Raw genomic sequence first — 19,719 nt, 5'->3', positions numbered from 1 at the left:
GCGATGCGGAACCGGATGTCGTCATTCCCGTCGTAGCGGCGGACCCGGCGACCGACCTGGCGTTGGCGGACCTGCGCAAGACGCTCGACAAAACCACGGCGGCCTTTGCGCCGGCCGCCGAAACTGCGGAGCGGCTCGCGAGTGCGGCGCAGGGCGACCGAGTCGGGGGAGAACGCTGGATTGCCGCGCAGACCGCCTTGGCCGGGCTGGACGACTATCGTGCGACCACCTCGTCGATGCTGACCGATATCGATTCGCTGGCGATCGCGCGCGCCGCCGACGGCAAACCCGACTATCCCGCCATCGCCAGCCTGCACAATGCCGCGCAAGCCGCGTTCGAAGCGCAGAGCGCGCGAATCGCGGCGATTGCCGCGCGCCTGCCGGACGCCTAACGCCCCGCCTTCAACAGCGGTAAAATGGTCGAATAGTCATCCGTCCAGGGCGCAAAGCCCGCACGCGGCTTGACCAGTCCCCAGGCCGAATCGCGCGCCTTCAAAGATTGGATCACCGCCGGGTCTCGCGACAGCGCAATCCATTGCGACATCGTCGCAGCATCGCGATTGATCGCGCGCGGATGATAGAAAAGCTGCGCGCTATACCACCCACCGCCCTGCGCCGCCGCCGCGACAACGGGTTCAAGATCGAGGAAGCGATTCGAAATGTGGACGAGCAACAATCCGCGTGGAGCGAGGACGCGCGCATAACTGGCGAATGCTTCCCGCGTCATCAGGTGCATCGGCACCGCATCTGACGAAAACGCGTCGAGCGCCAACAGGTCAAGCGACGCCGCGGGCGCAACCGCAAGGTTCAGCCGTGCATCCCCCAACACGATACCAGGGTGCGGAAGACACCGCGAAAGAAAGGTGAACTGGCCGGTATCGCGCGCGATCCGCACCACCGCCGGGTCGATCTCGTAAAAGCGCCAATCCTGCCCCGCCACGGCATAGCAAGCGAGCGTTCCCGACCCCAAACCGACAATCCCGACTCGCGCATGCGCGCCATACAGTATTGGCAGCACCTGCATTGCGCGGCCAACCCCCGACGCTGCGACATAATAGGCAGTCGGGGTCCGCTCGCGAGCGGGCGAACCCAGCAACTGGACACCGTGGACCGTAGTGCCGTGTGCCAATTGCCGCTGGGTCGCCGCGTTATGAACGGTATAAACGCCGAAATAGCTCCGCGTGCGCGCGTGCGGTTCCAATGAGATCATCACCGCCCGGTATCCGCCGAACGCGACCAACACGCCAAGCAGTACAGACACAAACGCCCACCGCGCGCCCATGGATAACAGCCCGATCACGACGATCACCAACAAAGCGGCCTGCGGCAGCGCGCCAAGCCCCGGCCCCGCATCCGCCAGAATCAAACCCACCAGCCCCAGCACGACCAGCGCCACCACGCCGGTGAGAATATGGCGGCGGTGCGCGCTCCCCTCCCACAATCTTCTGATCGGACGCAGCAAGGCATGCTGGGGCACCAATAGCCCGGCCGCGAGCACCAGGATCGGATATTCATAGGTCCAGTCGAACACGAGCGGGGCGATCAAGGCGGCGAACACCCCACCGAGCGCCCCGCCCACCGCCATCGCCAGATAGAATCCGGTCAGCCGGTCCGGCTCGGGTCGAATGCGGTACAAGGCGGTGTTGAGCGCGACCGACACCAGAAACAACAGCGCCAGCGCCATGATCGCGCCGAGATAGGGCATGCCCCCCATACCGGCCACCAGAATGCCGCCAAACAGCAGGATCGCGACCGGTGCGACCCGCGTCTGCATATCCGCCATCGTGCGATCGGTGGCGAACGCGACGGTGAAGCTCAGCAGATAGAGGCCGAGCGGCACCACCCACAGCAGCGGCATCGCGACGATATCAGTGGAGATGTAGGTAGACGTGGCCAGCATCAGCCCTGACGGCACGAATGCCAGCGCGATCCAGTGTGCGACGCGACGGCCGGTGGGTGGCGCAGATTGCGGGGCAGGACTGGCCAGCGCTGCCGCACCCGGTGCGGTTTTCGGCAAAGTGGCCGCGCATAAAGCGACCAGCAGGCCGACCAGGATATACCCGCTGCTCCACAGGATGCGCTGGCCGAGAAGCGCCATGCCGGGCTCCACCACCAACGGATAGGCGATCAGCCCGGCAAAACTGCCGAAATTGGAGGCGGCATACAGCGCATACGGATCCTCCCCCTCGCGCGACAGGCTGAACCAACGCTGCAGCAGCGGTGCCTGCGCCGACACTGCGAAAAACAGCGGCCCGATCGAAAGACACAGCAACCATGGCACCCATAGTGCCGGTTGCGCGGTCGGTCCCGGCTGCAGCGCATTGAGGCCGATCGGCAACCACAGCCCGGCAACCAGCAGCACGGCGAGATGCGTCATGCCTTGGGCGCGGGGCCCAAGCCGCCCCAGCCAATGCGCATAGGCATACCCGCCGAGCAGCAACGCCTGATAGACCAGCATCGCCGAGTTCCACACCGCAGGCGCGCCGCCGAGGCGCGGCAGCGCCATGCGCGCGACCATCGGCTGCACGAGAAACAGCAGGAACGAACTGGCCAGGATCGTGACGACGAAAAGCGGGCGAACCAGGCGTATGGACATCAGGCAGGCCGATCGATGCGATAGAGAATGTGGCGCTTGAGCGGGCTGCCCTCCGGGACAGCGGGATGATCGAAATCGCCGCCTTCGACGCGGGAGAGGCCGAGCCGCTCCATCAGGCCCCAACTGCGCGTGTTGGCGGCGACGGTGATCGCGGTGATGCGCGGTGCATCCAGATGGCCCCAGCCCCAGGCCAGGCTCGCCTCGGCCGCCTCGCGCGCATAGCCCTGCCCCCACGTATCGCGGCGCAAGCGCCAGCCTATCTCGATCTCGCCTTCGAGAAAGTCATATCCCTGCTGCAGGCCGCAAAACCCGAGAAAGGCGGCGTCGCTCTTGCGTTCGATCACCCAGAAGCAGCAGCCCGCTTCGGCCTGCCGCGCGACGCAACGTTCATAGGCCGCGCGCGCCTCGTCGAGCGTCATCAAGGGGCCGAGATAGCGCATGACCTCTTCGTCCTGCCCCATCGCATGGAAGGGTGCGACATCCGCTTCGCGCCAGCCGCGCAAGGTGAGGCGCGGCGTCTCGATCATGGGGCGGGGCGGTCGATCACATAGACGACGCTGTCGCGCAGCCGGTCGCCCTCGGGATAGCTTGGATGCTCATAATCGAGCGTCGGTTCGGCGCGCATGCCGATGCGCTCCATCACCCGCTGGCTCTTGACGTTGACCCGCGCGGTGACCGCGACGATGCGCGAGTCGGGGCGATGCGCCCAGGCCCAGTCGATCACGGCGCGGGCCGCTTCTCCGGCATAGCCCTGCCCCCAATGCGCGGGGCCGAACATCCAGCCGATTTCGAGCTCGCCGGCCAGCGGCCGACCGGGGTCGCTGGGTTTCAGTCCGCAAAACCCAACCGGGACGCCATCGGCGCGGCGCTCGACCATCCAGAAGCCCAGGCCATCGGCACGATAGCCGTCATGTCGCGCCAGCACCTCATCGGAGGTGACCGCATCCCGCACCGGCCCGAGATCGGCCATCACTTGGCGGTCGCCGAACCAGCCGTGCAGCGTCGCGCGGTCGGCGGCACCGGGCACGCGCAGCCGCAGCCGCTCGCTCTCGACGATCGTCTCTATCACGCGCCGAGCAACCGCGCCGCCAGCGCCGCATGATAGGTGAGCACGCCCGAACAGCCCGCGCGCTTGAACGCCATCAACGTTTCCAGCACCATCGGATCGCGTTCGGCGGCACCCGCTGCAACCGCCGCCTCGATCATCGCATATTCGCCACTGACCTGGTACGCGAACACCGGCACTTCGAACGCCGATTTCACCCGTGCGACGATGTCGAGATAGGGCAGGCCGGGCTTGACCATCACGCTATCGGCGCCTTCGGCGAGATCGAGCGCGACTTCGCGCAGCGCTTCCTCGGCATTGGCGGAGTCCATCTGATAGGTCTTCTTGTCGCCCTTCAGCAGCCCGCGACTGCCGACCGCATCGCGGAACGGGCCGTAGAACGCGCTGGCATACTTCGCGGCATAGGACATGATCTGGACATTGTGGTGCCCGCCTTGCTCGAGCGCCTCGCGGATCGCGCCGATGCGGCCGTCCATCATGTCCGAGGGCGCGATGATGTCCGATCCGGCTTCGGCCTGGTTGAGCGCCTGGGCGACCAACGCCTCCGAGGTGATGTCGTTGACGACATAGCCGGCCTCGTCGACCAGACCGTCATGGCCGTGCGTGGTATAAGGGTCGAGCGCGACGTCGGTCAGCACGCCGATTTCGGGCACGGCGTCCTTCAGCGCGCGGATCGCGCGGCACATGAGGTTGTCGGGGTTGAGCGCCTCGCGCCCGTCATCGGTGCGCAAATACCCTGGCGTATTGGGGAACAGTGCGAGACACGGAATGCCGAGATCGCGCGCCTCACGACCGCGCGCGACGATGCCATCGACCGACCAGCGCGACACGCCGGGCAGCGAGGCGATCGGCTCTTCCACGCCCTGCCCTTCGGCAATGAACAGCGGCCAGATCAGATCGGCCGGGGTGAGCACGGTTTCGGCATAGAGCCGACGGCTCCACGCGCTGGCACGGGTACGGCGAAGGCGGAGGGCGGGATAGTGTGCGGTCATGCCCCGCTTTCTGGAACCGCCCGCGCGCATGCGCAAGCGAGTCGGTGATCAGCCGACCGGATGTTGCCCGCCGACGGGTTCGGCGGCAGCAGCTTGCGTGGGGGCGGCAGCGGTGCTGGCGGGGACCACCAGCCGCTGTTTGCGCCAGCCGCCGTAGCGATAATAGACCGACGACATCAGCAAGGTCGCGACCGAGCCGAGCGGGAAGCTCCACCACAGGGAATCGGCACCTAAGCTGCCCTTGAAGGCAAGCGCGAAGCCGAGCCGCACCGGGTACATGGCGATGATCAGCATCACCAAAGGCGCCCATACCGCGCCGTTCGCGCGCACCGCCGAGAACAGCACCATCGTCATGCCGAAGACGATGAAGTTCCAGCTCGCCAGCACCTGGATATGGCGCGCGATCGGCAAGGCCGGGCTGTCGCCGCCGAGGAACACCGCCATCACCGGGCGATCGAACAGGATCACCGCAGCCACCATGGTCGAGGTGAGCAAGGCGCTGAACAGCAGGCCCGACCGGGTAATGCGATCGACCCGATCCCACAGCCCCGCCCCGATATTCTGCGCGACCATGCTGCTGACCGCCGCACCGACGGCGAGCGCGGGCATCTGGATATAACCCCATAATTGCATCGACACGCCGTAGGCCGCGCTGGTGTCGACGCCGTAGCGGTTGACGAGGCCGGTCATGGTCAGCGCGGCGAAGGACACGACCAGCATCTGCGCGCCCATTGGCAGGCCCTTGCCGATGATCGTGCGGATCAAGGCGGGGGACGGGATCAACCAGGTCAGTTCATGCCCGCGCAGCCGGATCGGCAAATCACGCAGATAGATAAAAGCGAGCAGCCCAAATGCTGCGACATGCGCGGAGATGAGCGTCGCGGTGGCGGACCCGGCGATGCCCATGGCCGGCATGCCGAACCAGCCGCGGATGAAAACGGGGTTGAGCCCGCTGTCGAGCACGACACTCAGCACCGTGAACCACAAGGGCGTGATCGAATCGCCGACGCCGCGCAGCGCCATGCCGAGCAGCACCAGCAGCAGCGTCGCGGGGAGCCCGAGGAAGATGACGCGCAGATACTCGAGCGCCAGCGGCATCACGCTGGGCGGGGTGGCGAGCACCTTCAGGATTTCGGGCGTGAAGATCCAGCCGAGCACCGCGATCACCACCGCCGCGCCCATTACCAACCCGATCGACGCGCCGAACGCACGCCGCGCCCCCTCGATGTCGCGGCGGCCGATACTCTGGCCGATCAGGATTGTCGCCGCCATGCCGAAGCCGAAGATGCCGGCAAACATCAGGAACATGATCGTGTTGGCATTGGCAGTCGCCGCCACCGCGCCCTCGCCCAGGAAGCGGCCGACCCAGATCGTGTTGATCGACCCGTTGAGCGACTGGAGGATGTTCGCGCCGAGCGTGGGCAGCGCAAAGGCAAGCAGCGTCCGCCCGATCGGGCCGGAGGTGAGATCGTGCTTGCCGCCCCTGCCCCTTGCCGGAGGCGCTGCCGCTAAGGCTCCCCTCCCGCTTGCGGGAGGGGCTGCCCCTATTACTCCCCTCCCGCTTGCGGGAGGGGCTGGGGGAGGGCTTGTACGATCGCTCACGGTACGCCCATGCCCTCCCCTAACCCCTCCCGCAAGCGGGAGGGGAATTTTAACCCAGCCGCGCCAGTGCGGCAGTCAGCCGCTCGGCTTCGGCGGCCTTTTCGGCGTGGTCGGCGCGGGCCTTTTCGACGGCTTCGGGCTTGGCGCGCTCGACGAAGCTGGGATTGCCCAGCCGCCCGGCGAGCGCGTCACGCTCCTTCGCGGCAGCCTCAATGCCCTTGGTCAGGCGCGCGCGCTCGGCATCGAGGTCGATCACGCCTTCCAGCGGCAGCTTGTAGCTGACGGCATCAACGACGACCGTAACCGCGGGCCCTTCAGAACCAAGCCCACCATCGGGTGTTAATCCAGGGACCGCGCGCGTGAAATGCGTTCGATCCAAGCGCGCCAGACGCATTAATGCATCCGTGTTCCGGTCGAAGCGCGCGCGAAGGCCAGCGTCATCGCTATAGACATGAAGCTGCATTTTTACTCCTGGCGCGATGCCAAGCTCGGTTCGGGCCCCGCGAATGCCGGTGATTAGATCGATTAACCAAGCGATTTCCTTACTCGCCTCCGGATCGATCGACCGCGCATCCGCCATCGGCCATTTGGCGACGATCAGGTCATTCTCGCGCGCGCCCATGGCGTGCCACAGTTCCTCGGTGATGAACGGCATGAACGGGTGCAGCAGCACGAGAATCTGGTCGATCACCCAACCGGCGACGGCGCGGGTTTCGTCGGCCTCCGCGCCGGTCGCGGGGGCGTCCATCTGCCCGAGCACGGGCTTGATCAGCTCCAGATACCAGTCGCAGAAGCGGCTCCACACGAACTGATAGACGGCGTTCGCCGCGCCATCGAAGCGCAGGTCGGCGAGCGCGAGATCGACCGCCTGGACCGTCGAGATCGTCTCGGCGATGATCCATTTGTTGACCGCGAGTGTCGCCTCCGGCGCATCGAGCGTCTTGCTCGCGCCGATGCCGTTGGCTTGCGCGAAGCGGCAGGCGTTCCACAGCTTGGTGGCGAAGTTGCGATAGCCCTCGACCCGCTTCTCATCCATCTTGATGTCGCGGCCCTGGCTTTCCATCGCCGCCATGAAGAAGCGCAAAGCGTCCGCGCCATATGTGTCGATCAGCCCGAGCGGGTTGACGACATTGCCCTTGGACTTGGACATCTTTTGCCCGTCCGCCGCGCGCACGAGGCCGTGCAAATAGAGCTTCTTGAACGGCACATCGCCCATAAAGTGGATGCCCTGCATCATCATGCGGGCGTCCCAGAAGAACAGGATGTCGAAGCCCGAGATGAGCACGTCATTGGGGTAGCGGCCGCCCAAAGTCTCCCTCTCCCCTTCAGGGGAGAGGGTGGCCGAGCGAAGCGAGGTCGGGAGAGGGGCAGTATCGGAGGACGGCGCTTGCGACTGCCCCTCTCCCCGGCCCTCTCCCCGCGAGCGGGGAGAGGGAGAAGAAGAGTCGGGCCAGCCCATCGTTGCGAAGGGCCACAGCGCCGAGGAGAACCAGGTGTCGAGGACGTCTTGATCGCGACGCACGTGTGGCGCGAAAATCGAAACCATGGGATCGAAAGAATTTGTTCTAATTTCATCAGCGGTGACGCCATAATATTCGGCAGCTTGTTCGAACGCCTCGTTCTCGTTCTCAGCCACAAACACCATGGGATAGGTGACTTGCTGGCTAGGTCCGTCACTGCTCATGTGAAATGAGAGGTCGGCCGTCAGATCGCCAGCGTGTGATTTCTCCGGCCCAAACCAAGCCGGGATCCGGTGCCCCCACCAAAGCTGGCGCGAGACACACCACGGCTGGATATTCTCCATCCAATTGAAGAACGTCTTTTCCCACGTCTTGGGCACGATCTCGATCGCGCCCGAGCGCACCGCCTCGATCGCCGGTTTCGCGAGCGTCGCGGCGTCGACATACCATTGGTCGGTGAGCCACGGCTCGATCACCACGCCCGAGCGATCGCCGTACGGCGTCTGGATCGTGCGCGGTTCGGCGTCGTGTTCCACGCCGTCCTTGTCGATGTGCGGGATCAGGAAGCCTTCGGCCTTCAACTGCGCGACCACCGCCTTACGCGCCTCGGCGGTGGTAAGGCCGAGGAACGCATCCGGGATCAGCCCGTCCGCAACCTGCACGACCTGCGCCTTGGCATCGAGCATGTTGAGCATTGCGCCAGCCGCGATACCGGCGCGCTTGCCGACTTCGAAATCGTTGAAATCATGCCCCGGCGTGATCTTCACCGCGCCAGACCCCAACTCGGGATCGGCATGATCATCGGTAATGATCGGGATCAGGCGGCCGGTGATTGGCAGCTTCACATGCTTGCCGACGAGATGGGTATAGCGTTCGTCCGCAGCGTTCACCGCGACCGCCATATCGGCGAGCATCGTTTCGGGCCGCGTGGTCGCGACTTCGATGAAGCCCGAACCGTCCGCCAGCGGATAGCGCAAATGCCAGAAGCTGCCCTTGATCTCGCGCGTCTCGACCTCGAGGTCGCTGATCGCGGTGCCGAGACCCGGATCCCAGTTCACCAGCCGCTTGTCGCGGTAGATCAGGCCCTCTTTGTGCAGGTCGACGAACACCTTGAGGACGGCCTTGGAAAAGCCCTCATCCATGGTGAAGCGCTCGTTCTTCCAATCCATCGAGCAGCCGAGGCGGCGGAGCTGCTGGGTGATTTCCCCGCCGCTCTCTTCCTTCCACGTCCACACTTTTTCGACGAATTGCTCGCGCGTGTAATTGGTGCGCTTGTCCTGCCGCTCATTCAGTTGCCGCTCGACCACCATTTGCGTGGCGATGCCGGCATGGTCGGTGCCGACCACCCACAAGGCATCCTTGCCCTGCAAGCGGGCGTGGCGGGCGAGGATGTCCTGCAGCGTGTTGTCGAGCGCATGGCCGATATGGAGCGAACCCGTCACGTTGGGCGGCGGGTTGACGATCGTCCACGGCTCGGCACCGGGACGATCCGGGCGGAACTGGCCCGTGCTTTCCCAATGCGCATACCAGCGCTGTTCGATTTCGGCGGGGTCGAAGGTTTTTGGAAGCTCGCTCATAGCGTCTGGCTTTAGCCGCGACGCCGCAAAAGAAAAGGGCGGCCCGGCCGGACCGCCTTGCCCAACCTCAAAACTGCCCGTGCAGCCGGATCGCAAAGGCGCTGATCGGCCCGCGATCGCGGTTGTAGCCGGGGTTGCCGATCAACTGATAATCAGCGGTGATCGAAACCGGCTCGATCGGCACCCACGCATAATAGACTTCGCCAATCGCTTCCGCGCCCGGATGCGGCAGTTTGCCGTCACCGACCAGCACCCCCACGCCACCCGCATCGAGATAGCGCTGATGCACAGCGGAGATGCCGTTGACGACGGCGGCGATCCCGACCGTGTCGCCGCCGCGCCCCCACGACGCGCCCTTGATCGAAACGCCAGCAGAGGCGGTGCGATCGACATCGGTGAAATCATAGGGCTCGATCTGCCCGTCCGCGATCCCCGCGCGCGCAAACACGCCGATCGATGCCGTCACCGCTTGCTCCAGATTGAGGGACGCGCCGATCCGCGTCCGCCAATCGCGCACCAGCGCGGTGTCGGGAGCCGTGCCCGTCCTTGCCGCAAGCGCCAGCGCATCGTCGAAGCGACCGAACCGCCCATGATTGCGGAACACGGTGACGCGGACAGCGCCGTCGCGGTCCCCGATCGTGTGGCGATGCTCGATTTCGCCATCGAGTTGAAACTGGCTGAAATCGCGCTCCAGCGTCTCGCCATTGGGGATTTTGGAGAGGTTGAACAGCCCGGCCCGCACCGTCCACGGCCCCCGATACCATTCCACCGCCGCGCCGGTGCTATAGCCCCAGGCGTCGGCGGCATAATCGAAGCTGCCCGCATCGACGAGCGTCCAGTTGAGGAAATCGGCGCGCGGATCGTGCGCATAGCGATTGGTGTCGAACACATCGCCGACACCGAACTTGCCGAGCGTCAGCACCACCCGGTCGGCTGTCCGCCGCGCCGCGAACTGGTTGAGCGTCGCCGTCGCGTCGTCGCGCGCGCCGCCCAGATTGATCGTCTGGCGGAAGAACAGCCGCTGCAGCCGGAAATAGGGATTGCTCTTGCCAACCTTATACGCCTCCGCACTCGGGAAACCCGCGACGCCCAGCGTGTTGGACAGGCCAAAGCCCTGGTCCATTTCCGGGTTGATCCACACCTCGCCTCCTTGCCACGGGCGCACCCCGACATAGAGCGTCGCGTCGGTCGTTTCCTTGATCTGGTGCGGCGTCAGGCTGTTTGGCCCGGCATAAGGCGAGGTGAAGCCCGGCGTACCTTGCGCGGTGAGGGTGAACTGGCCGTGGATGGCGAAAACGTCGGACTGCGACACGGCCGACGTTTCCGTGGTCGAAACCGCAGCGGGCGCGGTCTGCGCCATCGCCGGTGCTGCAATGCCAGCCAGAAGAGCCAGGAGGTAGATGCGCATCGGCGACTCCGAATGTACGCGCCAGTGCCAGTACGCCGAAACGGTGTGCATACACCTATCCCGTACCAGAAGCGGACGATCTGCTTGTTAAGAATGCCCCGCCAACCGCCCGGCTTCGGATTCGGCAGCGCAACATCGCCACGCCCCGTAATCGCCCCTACGCGCCGATGCTAGCCGGAAACCGCGCGGTTCATACGTGATGCGCAAGGTCCGGGTCGACGCCGCACCAGCCCGGCATGAACCGCGCCTCATGCGACCGCGCATAGCCCAATGCCTTGTCGAGCGCCTTGTCGAAATTCTTCTCGACCGCCGTTTTCTTAATCAAACGCCGCAGATAATCCGCCCAGATAAACTCGCTGAACGGCGTGGTTTCCTTCGCATAGCCGCCCGCCTGGCGCACCGCCCCCGCGAGCGAGCGGAACGGATCGTCGGCAAGGTCGCGAATGCGTTTGGGGATATCACCATAGCCGCGACGCTGGCCGTGCTCGTCAAACGGGTGCAGCCAGCCGCGATTGTCGAGGAACACCCAGAAGGCATCCTGGCTGAGCGGCCGCAGATCGGCGACCACGGTGGTCAGCACTTCCTCCTGCCCCTCCTCGACCAGCGCGCGGGCAAGGTGATGATGGTCGATCACATAGGATTTGCCCTTGGGGCCGAGCACCACCGGGATCATGTGCCGCCCAAGATACTTGCCGGCATCGTCGCGCTGTCCGCGCCATTCGGCGCGCTTGCGCTCGACCTCGCGCAGGCCGACCGTCATCTGCGTCGGCCTCAGCGCATCGAGGGGTACGGGAAGAAGCATGGGCTCGCGGCTGGTTCTCATACCGTCATCTCCTTTGAAAATGGGCGTGTTGCCGCATCGACCGCATCGGCGACACTGCGCGCGCTGCGCCCGGCCAGTGCGATCTGCGCGGTGCCGCTCTCATTGAGCAAATCGCGCACCGGATCCTTCAGCCGTGCCAGCACCAAGGCACGCCCGGCCGCGCCCAGCCGGATCGACGCTTCGCCTAGAACGTCCACCGCCGTGCTATCCAAATCGCTGCTTTCCTCCAGGCTGAGGATCACCGTATGCGCATCCTGCGCCACTGCGCGCCGTTCGACCAGCGCCATGATCCGTTCGGCATTGGCGAAGAACAAGGGCTCGCCCGGCCGCAGCACCACCACATCCGGTTGCACCAATGCCTCCGGGTGGCGCGACCGATCGACAAAGTCGCGACCTTCGCCCAGCCGCCCAAGTTCGACCACTTCAGGCGACGCCAGCCGGTGAATGATCGCCAGCACCGAGAGCAGCACCGCCAGCAACATCCCGTACAGGACGCCGAGCACCAGCACGCCCAGCGCCGCTGCGCTCGCCACATATTGGTCGCGGTCGATCCGCCACAGCCGCCGCAAGGGCGACGGGTCAAGCGCATGGAGCAAAGCCGAAACCACCACCGCCGCCAGGACCGGCATCGGCACGCGCGCGACCAGACCCAGGCCAAGCGCCATCAATACCGCCAGCCCGCACCACGCGATCAGGCTCGCCCGCCGCGTCGCCGCGCCGGCGCTGTCATTGGCGGACGCTGCGGAAAACCCCGCCCCCACCACCTGCCCGCCCACCGCTGCCGCGGCGAGATTGGCAACACCAATCGCCACCAGCTCCCGATTGGGGTCGACACTCTCGCCCCGGTTGAGCGCGAGCGAGCGCATCGTGCCCCAGGATTCCACAAAAACGATCAACGCCAGCGGCAAGGCGGCAGAGGCGAGCGCGATCCAATGTGCGCGATCCAGCAACGGCAAGCGCGGCGCGGCAAAGGTGAGGTCGATCGCGCCGACCAAGGGGACATGCCATGCCCGCAAATCAACGATCGACGCGGTAAGCGCGCCCAATGCGAGCAATATCAGCGCCCTGGGAACGGCGGGCCAGCGCCGCAACAGCACCGCCACCGCGAGCGCAACCGCCCCAATCGCAAGGCTTGCACCGTTCCAACCCGGCATATGGGCGAGGGTCACAGCAAGTTGCGACAGCACGTTGCCATCGCCCGGTGCGACCCCGGTGGTGGCGATAAACTGGCGCAGCACGATGCTCGCCGCCAGCCCGATCGCAAAGCCGCGCAGCACGGGCCGCGATACGAACGCCGCGACAAAGCCGAGCCGCAGCGCCCCCGCGACGAGAAACAACAGCCCCACCAGCCCGACCATCACCACCGCCGCCAGCAACCGCTGCGATGGGTCGGCTATGGCAAGCGACGCCGTCGCCGCAGCGAGCGTCGCGGCCGATGCCGATGTCGGCGCAACAATGGCGACGCGACTGCGCCCGACCAGCGCATAAGCGGCAATCCCGGCCAACGCCGCGACCAGCGCCTGGCCCGGTGGAAAACCGGCTAGGCCACCATAAGCGATCGCCTCGGGCAGCAACAGCGCCGCCACCGACACGCCTGCGACGCCGTCCCGTCTCATTCCGTTTCGTTCCATCGCCCGCACGCTTACACGCATGCGCGCTACAGTCGAGATTGGAAGGGTCCGCCGCGCGTCAAATCCACGCAACCACGCTCAGCACGACCCCCAGTACCGCGGACGCGCCTGCGCCCCACAACAGCCAGCGCCGCTGCGTCAACGCGCTGATCGAGGCGAGCGCGATCGCGATCTGGATAAAGGTCATTGCGATCGCGAGCTTGGTATGGGGCGAAAGCGCGCGCCGCGACTCCGCATCCGCCTCTTCGGATTTGCGATCAAGCTCTTCCGCCGTCACGCGCAGTTCCCGGGCACGTTCGGCATATTTGCGCGAATCCGCCGCCGCAGCGCTGGCCGAAGCGGGCGCGATCTTGACGACGGTGTCGGCGAGGTGCCGCTTGATATCCTCCGCCTGATAATAGGCCCAGCTATCCGAGGCCCGCGCCTTCATCAGCACGGCCTCATTCTTGTAATAGAGCGCGTCGTTCTGAGTGTGGCCGCCCAGGAAACTGACGATCGCACCAAGGGTCGCCAACACCGCAGAGAACAGCGCGATCTTCTGGCTCAAGGGCTCACGGTGATGCGCCCGGTCTTCGATCTCTTCCTCATGCGCGCCACGGATTTCAAAACCTTCTTCCGACATCTCCTGCCTCTTCCTGATCGTCATGCGCGGGGCTAGCACACCTCAATCGGCGACAACACCACCGCCGACCGCCTGGTACAGAGCAACGGTGTCGGCCAACCGGGCAGCGCGCGCCTGGATCAACTGTGCACGCGCCTGCGCGTCTGCGGCGGTGGCGTTGAGCAGGGCCAGAGTACCAACATCCCCAAGCGCCAATTGGCGGCGAACGAAGCCGAGCGCGCGACCCGAGGCATCGCTCGCGCGCGCGGCGGCGTCCAGCGCATCGGCATCGGTGCGCAGGCCGCTCAACGCGTCCGAAACGTCCCCAAACGCCTGTAGCACCGCCGCGCGATATTGCGCCTTTGCCCCGTCCAGCGCGGCTTCTGCCGCGCGCTGCTGGTGTCGCAACGCCCCGCCGTGGAAGATCGGCTGCGTGACTCCGCCGAGCAACGCCCAGAACGGATTGCCACTCTGGAACAGGTCGAACAGATGCTGCGCCTCGCCCCCGGCGCTCGCGCTCAACTGCAGGTTGGGCAAACGGGCGGCAATCGCCACGCCGACATCGGCCCCTGCCCCTTCGAGTTGCGCCCGCGCGGCGCGCACATCGGGGCGCCGCGCCACGAGGTCGGACGGCAAGGCAAGCGGCACGTCGTGCGGCAGTGAGATGGCAGAAAGCGCTGGCAGGGTCGGCAGATCGCCCCCCGCCGCGCGGCCGAGCAAGGTGCCGATGACCACGCGCTGATGCGCCTCTGCTCGCACAAGTGCCGGCAGCGCCGCTTCCGCCGTTGCCAAGGCGGTCTGCTGGGTCGCCACATCCGCCTCGCCCACAGCACCAAGTTGCTGGCGTCGCCGCTGGTTCTGCAGAATGTCGCGGTTGACCGCCAAACTTGCCCGCGCCGCGTCGATCTGATCGGCCAGCGACGCGCGCTGGATCACGGCCTGCACCAAATTGGCCGCTACAGTCGCGCGTGCCGCTTCAAGCCGGTGGCGTGCGACATCCGCCGCAGCCCGTGCCGACCGGATCTTGGCGTGCGTTCCACCGAACACGTCGGGCGAATAGCTGACCGTCACCTGCGCGGTGTGCAACGAATACAGATATTGCGTGGCGTCGGTCACTGCGGGAGCAAGCGCCTTGGAAACGCGCGTGCGCTGCGCCTGATAGCTCGCATCGACCTGAGGCAACGCCGCGCCACCCGCCGCCCCGGCAAGCTCGCGCGCCTGACGCAAGGCCGCATCGGCGACGGCGATGTCGGTCGCATGACGTAGCGCCTCGTCCACCAGTGCATCGAGATCGGGCGATCCGAAAGCGCGCCACCAGTCGCTCGCCACCGTGCCGGTCCGCGCCACCTGCGCCTCCCCGGCACGCGGCGCAAAGCTCTGCGGTTTGACAGGCGGCGGTAACGCGACATGCGGATCCAGGTCCCGGGGGCCGACCGCACAAGCCGATACCGACCCGGCGAGCACTGCGAGCAAGAGGCGCTTCATGCCGGCATCTCCCCCGAATCGGCGGTGGGGTGCGGATGGTGCCCGACATCGCGCCCGTGCGCACCGCGATCCCCCGGCGGCACCCGCCGCGAGAAGCGATCGATCAGCACCGGCAACACCAGTAGGATCAGCAACGGGGCAAGCGTCATACCCCCCACCACCACCAGCGCCAGCGGCTTCTGTACCTGGCTGCCGATCCCATTGGAGATGGCGGCCGGCAGCAGGCCGATCGCCGCCACCAGGCAGGTCATCACCACCGGGCGCAAGCTGTGTCGCACCGTCGTCGCCAAAGCGCCTTGCCGCCCCATATATTCGTCGATTGCGTGGTTATAGGTGGTGACGACCAGAATGCCGTCCATCACCGCAATGCCGAACAAGGCGACAAACCCGATCGCCGAGGAAATGCTGAAGGCCGTGCCCGTCAATGCGAGCGCCAGCACGCCGCCGATGATCGCCATCGGGATTGCCGAGAAAGCGAGCAGACTGTCACGGATCGACCCGAAATTGGCGTAGAGCAGCAGCAGGATCAGCAACAGGCTGATCGGCACGACTACCTCCAACCGCGCGACGGCGTTGGTGAGATTGTCGAGCTCGCCCGCCCATTCGAGGTGATAGCCGGGCGGCAAATGCACGGTCCGCGTGATCCGTGCCCGCGCCTCTTCCACCGCGCCGCCGAGATCGCGCCCGCGCACCGAGAATTTGATCGGGATGTAGCGTTCCTGATGCTCGCGGTAGATGAATGACGCACCCGATGTCAGTTTGATATCGGCGACTTCGGACAGCGGCACCTGGATCGTGCCATTGCCATTGGGCGACGGCGCGCCAACGGTGATGCGGCGGATCGCGTCGAGGGAATCGCGCTGCTCTGCCTTCAGGCGCACGACGATCGGGAAGTGCCGGTCCGTGCCCTTTTCATACAGATCCGCCGCCGATTGCCCACCGATTGCCGCCGCCACGGTCGCGTTGATGTCGTCAGGTGTCAGGCCATAACGCGAGGCGCGCGCGCGATCGACATCGATCCGCACCGTCGGTTGGCCGAGCGACTGGAACACGCCCAGATCCTCGATACCCTTGACCTTGGCCATCTCCGCCTTGATCGCATCGGCATATTTTTCGAGCGTCGGCAAATCTGGGCCGAACAGCTTGATCGAATTGGCACCCTTCACCCCGGATGCGGCTTCCTCGACATTGTCCTCGATATATTGCGAGAAGGAGAAATCGACGCCGGGATATTTGGCCTGCAGCTTCTTCGACAATTCGGCGGTCAGCGTTTCCTTGGTCACGCCTGCGGGCCAGCTACCGGTTGGCTTCAACGGCACGAAGAACTCGGCGTTGAAGAAGCCCGTTGAATCGGTGCCGTCATCGGGCCGTCCATGTGCCGACAACACCGATTCCACTTCGGGATATTGGGCGATCATCCGCCGTACGCCGTCTACCACTGGCTGACCCGCCTCCAGGCTGATCGAGGCCGGCAGGCTCGCGCGGATATACATGTTGCCCTCCTCGAGATGGGGCAGGAATTCGATGCCGAGCGAGCGCACGCCGACCATCGCCCCGCCGAGCAGCAGCAACACCCCGCCGATCGCGAGGATGCGGTTGCCGAGCGCAAGGGCGGCGGCGGGCTCGTACAGGCGGCGCAACCGCGCGACGATCCACGTTTCCACCTCGGACAATTTGTCGGGCAGCAGCATCGTCGCCAGCACCGGCGCGACGGTGAAGGTGGCGATCAGGCCGCCGGTAATGGCATAGGCATAGGTCTTCGCCATCGGCCCAAAGATATGGCCTTCGACGCCCGTCAGCGTGAATAGCGGCAGAAAGCTCGCAATGATGATCGCGGCGGCGAAGAAGATGCCCCGGCTGACCTCATGGCTCGCCCCCAACACCGCCGAGAAGCGGCTGGCCAGTGTGTAATGGCCGCGACCGCCTTCGACATGCGCTGAGCGTTCCACCATGTGGCGGAAGATATTCTCGACCATGATGACGCTGGCATCGACCACCAGCCCGAAATCGAGCGCACCGACCGACAACAGGTTCGCACTCTCGCCCTGCAACACCAGGATCAGGATCGCGAAGGCGAGCGCAAAGGGAATGGTCGCGGCAACAATGATCGCGCTGCGCAAATTGCCGAGAAACGCCCATTGCAGCAAGAAGATCAGCGCAATCCCCGCGACCAGATTTTCCAGCACGGTGTGGATCGTCAGGTGGATCAGGTCCGAGCGGTCATAGATGCGATCGAGATGCACGCCCGGCGGCAGGATGCCCGAGGCGTTGATGTCGGCGACTTCCTTCTGCACCGCTTCGATCGTCGGCATCGATTGCGCGCCGCGCTGCATCAGCACGATGCCCTGAACGATGTCGTCCTCATTGTTATACCCCGCGATGCCGAGCCGCGGCGCATTGCCGATCTCGACATGCGCCACGTTTTTCAGCAGGATCGGCTGACCGTTGGCCGTGCCGACCAGTACGTTCTGGATCGCCGATACCGACTGGATCAACCCGACGCCGCGCACGATCGCCGCCTGCGCCCCGAAGTTGATCGTCTGCCCGCCGACATTGCCGTCGCTCTTGCCCAGCGCCGCCAAAACCTGCCCGACCGAAACGCCCTGCGCGGCGAGCCGATCATTGTCGATCACGACATCATAGGTCCGCAGTTTTCCGCCCCAGCCGGTCACATCGATCACGCCGGGAATGCGTTTGAAGCGCCGTTGCAGCACCCAGTCCTGCAGCGTCTTGAGGTCCATCACCGAATAACCGGGCGGGGCGCTGATCTTGTAGCGATAGATTTCGCCGACCGGGCTGGTCGGCGACAAAGTCGGCTGCGCCCCACCCGCGAGCGGGGGCAATTGCGACAGGCGGTTGATCACCTGCTGCTTGGCCGCCTCATTGGTCAGGTCGTAGCTGAACTGGATCTTGATGTCGGACAGGCCGAACAGCGAAATCGCACGGATCGCGGTCAAATGCGGGATGCCCGCCATGCCGACCTCGATCGGGATGGTGACGTTGCGCTCCATCTCCTCGGCCGACAGGCCTTGCGTCTGGGTAATCACCTCGACCATCGGCGGCACGGGATCGGGATAGGCCTCGATATTGAGGTTCCAGAAGCCGACCGCGCCCGCGACCAGCATCGCGGCAAAGATGCCGACGATCAGCAACCGCTGCCGCAGCGAAAATTCGACCAGGCGGTTCATTCGCCGAGACCCGCCTCGTTCACGAACAGCGCCCCTGCGGTGACGATCCGCTCGCCCGGCTTGAGACCGGCGAGCACGGCAATGGTGCCATCCTGCGCGTCACCCGCCGTGATCGTGCGGGCCTGGAGCAGCCCATCGGGGCGCACGACCCACACCCGCGCCGTTTCGCCCTCATGGATCACCGCCTCGGCGGGGATGCGCAGCGCCGTGCCGCGCTGCGGGCGCTGGATCGAGAAGCTCGCGAACATCTGCGGCTTCAACACCCCATCGGGATTGGCGATGGTCGCGCGGACCGGCAAGCGGTGCGTCTGCGGATCCAGCGCCGCGCCGACCAGATCGATCGTCGCGTGGAAACTTCGGCCCGGTAGCGCCTGCGTGGTGACCGTGACCGAATCGCCGACATGCACCGCATTGGCATCGCTTTCGGCGATCTGCGCGATCAGCCAGACGTGCGAGGGATCGGTGATCGTCATCACCGGCTTGTCGCCGCCTTGCGCAACATATTGCCCGGCCGACGCATCGCGCGAGGCGATCAGGCCTCCGATCGGCGCATGGAGCGTCGTGCGGTCGTGAATGCCCGAAACCTCGCTGACGCTTTCCAGCCGCGAGATTTCGCCGGACGTCTTGCCGAGGATCGACAATTTACCGCGCGCCGCGCCCAGCGCTGCCGCTGTGGTGCGCGCGGTCGCCTGCGCTGCGACGAGATCGGTCTGCGCCTGCAGGTAATCCTTCTGCGCGCCGCCCGCCGTCTCGAAAATCTGGCGCTGGCGCTCGGCATTGCGCGTCGCCGTCGCCAGTTGCGCCTGCGCATTCTGGAACGCCGCGTGCGCCGCGAACAGGCCGCTGCGCGCATCGACGAAATCGCTGGTCTTGACCAGCAGCAGCGGCTGGCCCGCGCGGACATATTGCCCGGCATCGGCCAGGACCCGGACGATCTGGCCCGCATAAGGCATCAGCACCGGTGTGCTGCGATCGCCATCGACCGTGATCGCACCGCTCGCCAACGTGCGGTCGTCCGAGGCCGAATAGCCGACGCGCATCGTCTTCAATCCCGCCATCTGGTCGGCGGTCAGGCGTAAGGTTCCCGGCGGCGTCGGTTGCGGGGCGGCGGGCTCGCGGTGCGTCAGGCGCGCGACGGCGAACCACAACAGCGCCGCAGCGATCACACAAACGGCGACGATGACAAGCCAGCGCGTCTGCGTGGCCGGGGCCAGCGTGCGGGTCTCTGGCAGGGATTCGGGTGTCGGAGAAGCGTGCATCGGAAACCCTATTGCGGCAAGGCTGGCACCT

General features: G+C 65.7%; 14 protein-coding genes. 1 reads left to right on the top strand and 13 read right to left on the bottom strand.

Annotated elements, in window-relative coordinates; translation table 11 throughout:
* Positions 1-392 (top strand): hypothetical protein (locus tag EJC47_RS02855; protein WP_126845395.1); only part of this gene is annotated, 392 nt, incomplete at its 5' end.
* Here the strand turns inward: EJC47_RS02855 and EJC47_RS02850 are convergent.
* The 13 genes from EJC47_RS02850 to EJC47_RS02790 all read right to left on the bottom strand — a co-directional run bounded on the left by EJC47_RS02850 (position 389) and on the right by EJC47_RS02790 (position 19,688).
* Positions 389-2,596 (bottom strand): spermidine synthase, encoded by a 2,208-nt coding sequence (locus tag EJC47_RS02850; RefSeq protein ID WP_185867542.1) that lies wholly within the window; start codon positions 2,594-2,596, stop codon positions 389-391. The genes EJC47_RS02855 and EJC47_RS02850 overlap by 4 nt on opposite strands.
* Positions 2,596-3,123, bottom strand: coding sequence for a GNAT family N-acetyltransferase (locus EJC47_RS02845; protein ID WP_126845394.1), 528 nt, complete (start codon positions 3,121-3,123; stop codon positions 2,596-2,598). The genes EJC47_RS02850 and EJC47_RS02845 overlap by 1 nt, the downstream gene beginning before the upstream one ends.
* Positions 3,120-3,665 carry a GNAT family N-acetyltransferase gene (locus EJC47_RS02840; protein ID WP_126845393.1) on the bottom strand — a complete coding sequence of 182 codons (546 nt, stop codon included), beginning with the start codon at positions 3,663-3,665 and terminating at the stop codon, positions 3,120-3,122. Before EJC47_RS02840 ends, EJC47_RS02845 begins: the two co-directional genes overlap by 4 nt.
* Positions 3,662-4,654 (bottom strand): porphobilinogen synthase, encoded by a 993-nt coding sequence (hemB, locus tag EJC47_RS02835; protein ID WP_126845392.1) that lies wholly within the window; start codon positions 4,652-4,654, stop codon positions 3,662-3,664. The genes EJC47_RS02840 and hemB overlap by 4 nt, the downstream gene beginning before the upstream one ends.
* Before the next feature lie 48 nt (positions 4,655-4,702).
* Complete coding sequence (locus EJC47_RS02830) at positions 4,703-6,094, bottom strand: MATE family efflux transporter (RefSeq protein WP_033966590.1); 1,392 nt, start codon at positions 6,092-6,094, stop codon at positions 4,703-4,705.
* Positions 6,095-6,305: 211 nt separating this feature from the next.
* Positions 6,306-9,293, bottom strand: coding sequence for a valine--tRNA ligase (locus EJC47_RS02825; RefSeq protein ID WP_126845391.1), 2,988 nt, complete (start codon positions 9,291-9,293; stop codon positions 6,306-6,308).
* Positions 9,294-9,360: 67 nt separating this feature from the next.
* Positions 9,361-10,701, bottom strand: coding sequence for a carbohydrate porin (locus EJC47_RS02820; protein ID WP_126845390.1), 1,341 nt, complete (start codon positions 10,699-10,701; stop codon positions 9,361-9,363).
* 190 nt (positions 10,702-10,891) lie between these two features.
* Positions 10,892-11,524 carry a ParB-like protein gene (locus EJC47_RS02815; protein ID WP_126845389.1) on the bottom strand — a complete coding sequence of 211 codons (633 nt, stop codon included), beginning with the start codon at positions 11,522-11,524 and terminating at the stop codon, positions 10,892-10,894.
* Positions 11,521-13,140 (bottom strand): SulP family inorganic anion transporter, encoded by a 1,620-nt coding sequence (locus tag EJC47_RS02810; protein ID WP_126845388.1) that lies wholly within the window; start codon positions 13,138-13,140, stop codon positions 11,521-11,523. Before EJC47_RS02810 ends, EJC47_RS02815 begins: the two co-directional genes overlap by 4 nt.
* Before the next feature lie 73 nt (positions 13,141-13,213).
* The gene (locus EJC47_RS02805; RefSeq protein WP_126845387.1) at positions 13,214-13,777 is read right to left on the bottom strand and encodes a DUF4337 domain-containing protein; all 564 of its coding nucleotides are present in this window, start codon (positions 13,775-13,777) and stop codon (positions 13,214-13,216) included.
* Positions 13,778-13,819: 42 nt separating this feature from the next.
* Positions 13,820-15,241 (bottom strand): efflux transporter outer membrane subunit, encoded by a 1,422-nt coding sequence (locus tag EJC47_RS02800; RefSeq protein ID WP_126845386.1) that lies wholly within the window; start codon positions 15,239-15,241, stop codon positions 13,820-13,822.
* The gene (locus EJC47_RS02795) at positions 15,238-18,429 is read right to left on the bottom strand and encodes an efflux RND transporter permease subunit (RefSeq protein WP_126845385.1); all 3,192 of its coding nucleotides are present in this window, start codon (positions 18,427-18,429) and stop codon (positions 15,238-15,240) included. The genes EJC47_RS02800 and EJC47_RS02795 overlap by 4 nt, the downstream gene beginning before the upstream one ends.
* Positions 18,426-19,688, bottom strand: a complete 1,263-nt coding sequence (locus EJC47_RS02790; RefSeq protein WP_126845384.1) for an efflux RND transporter periplasmic adaptor subunit — start codon at positions 19,686-19,688, stop codon at positions 18,426-18,428. Before EJC47_RS02790 ends, EJC47_RS02795 begins: the two co-directional genes overlap by 4 nt.
* Positions 19,689-19,719: the final 31 nt, after the last annotated feature.

Source organism: Sphingomonas sp. TF3, from assembly GCF_003985085.1.
Taxonomy (GTDB): Bacteria; Pseudomonadota; Alphaproteobacteria; order Sphingomonadales; family Sphingomonadaceae; genus Sphingomonas.
Note: the sequence above shows the minus strand (reverse complement) of the source record. Positions and strands in the feature narration are given on the sequence as shown.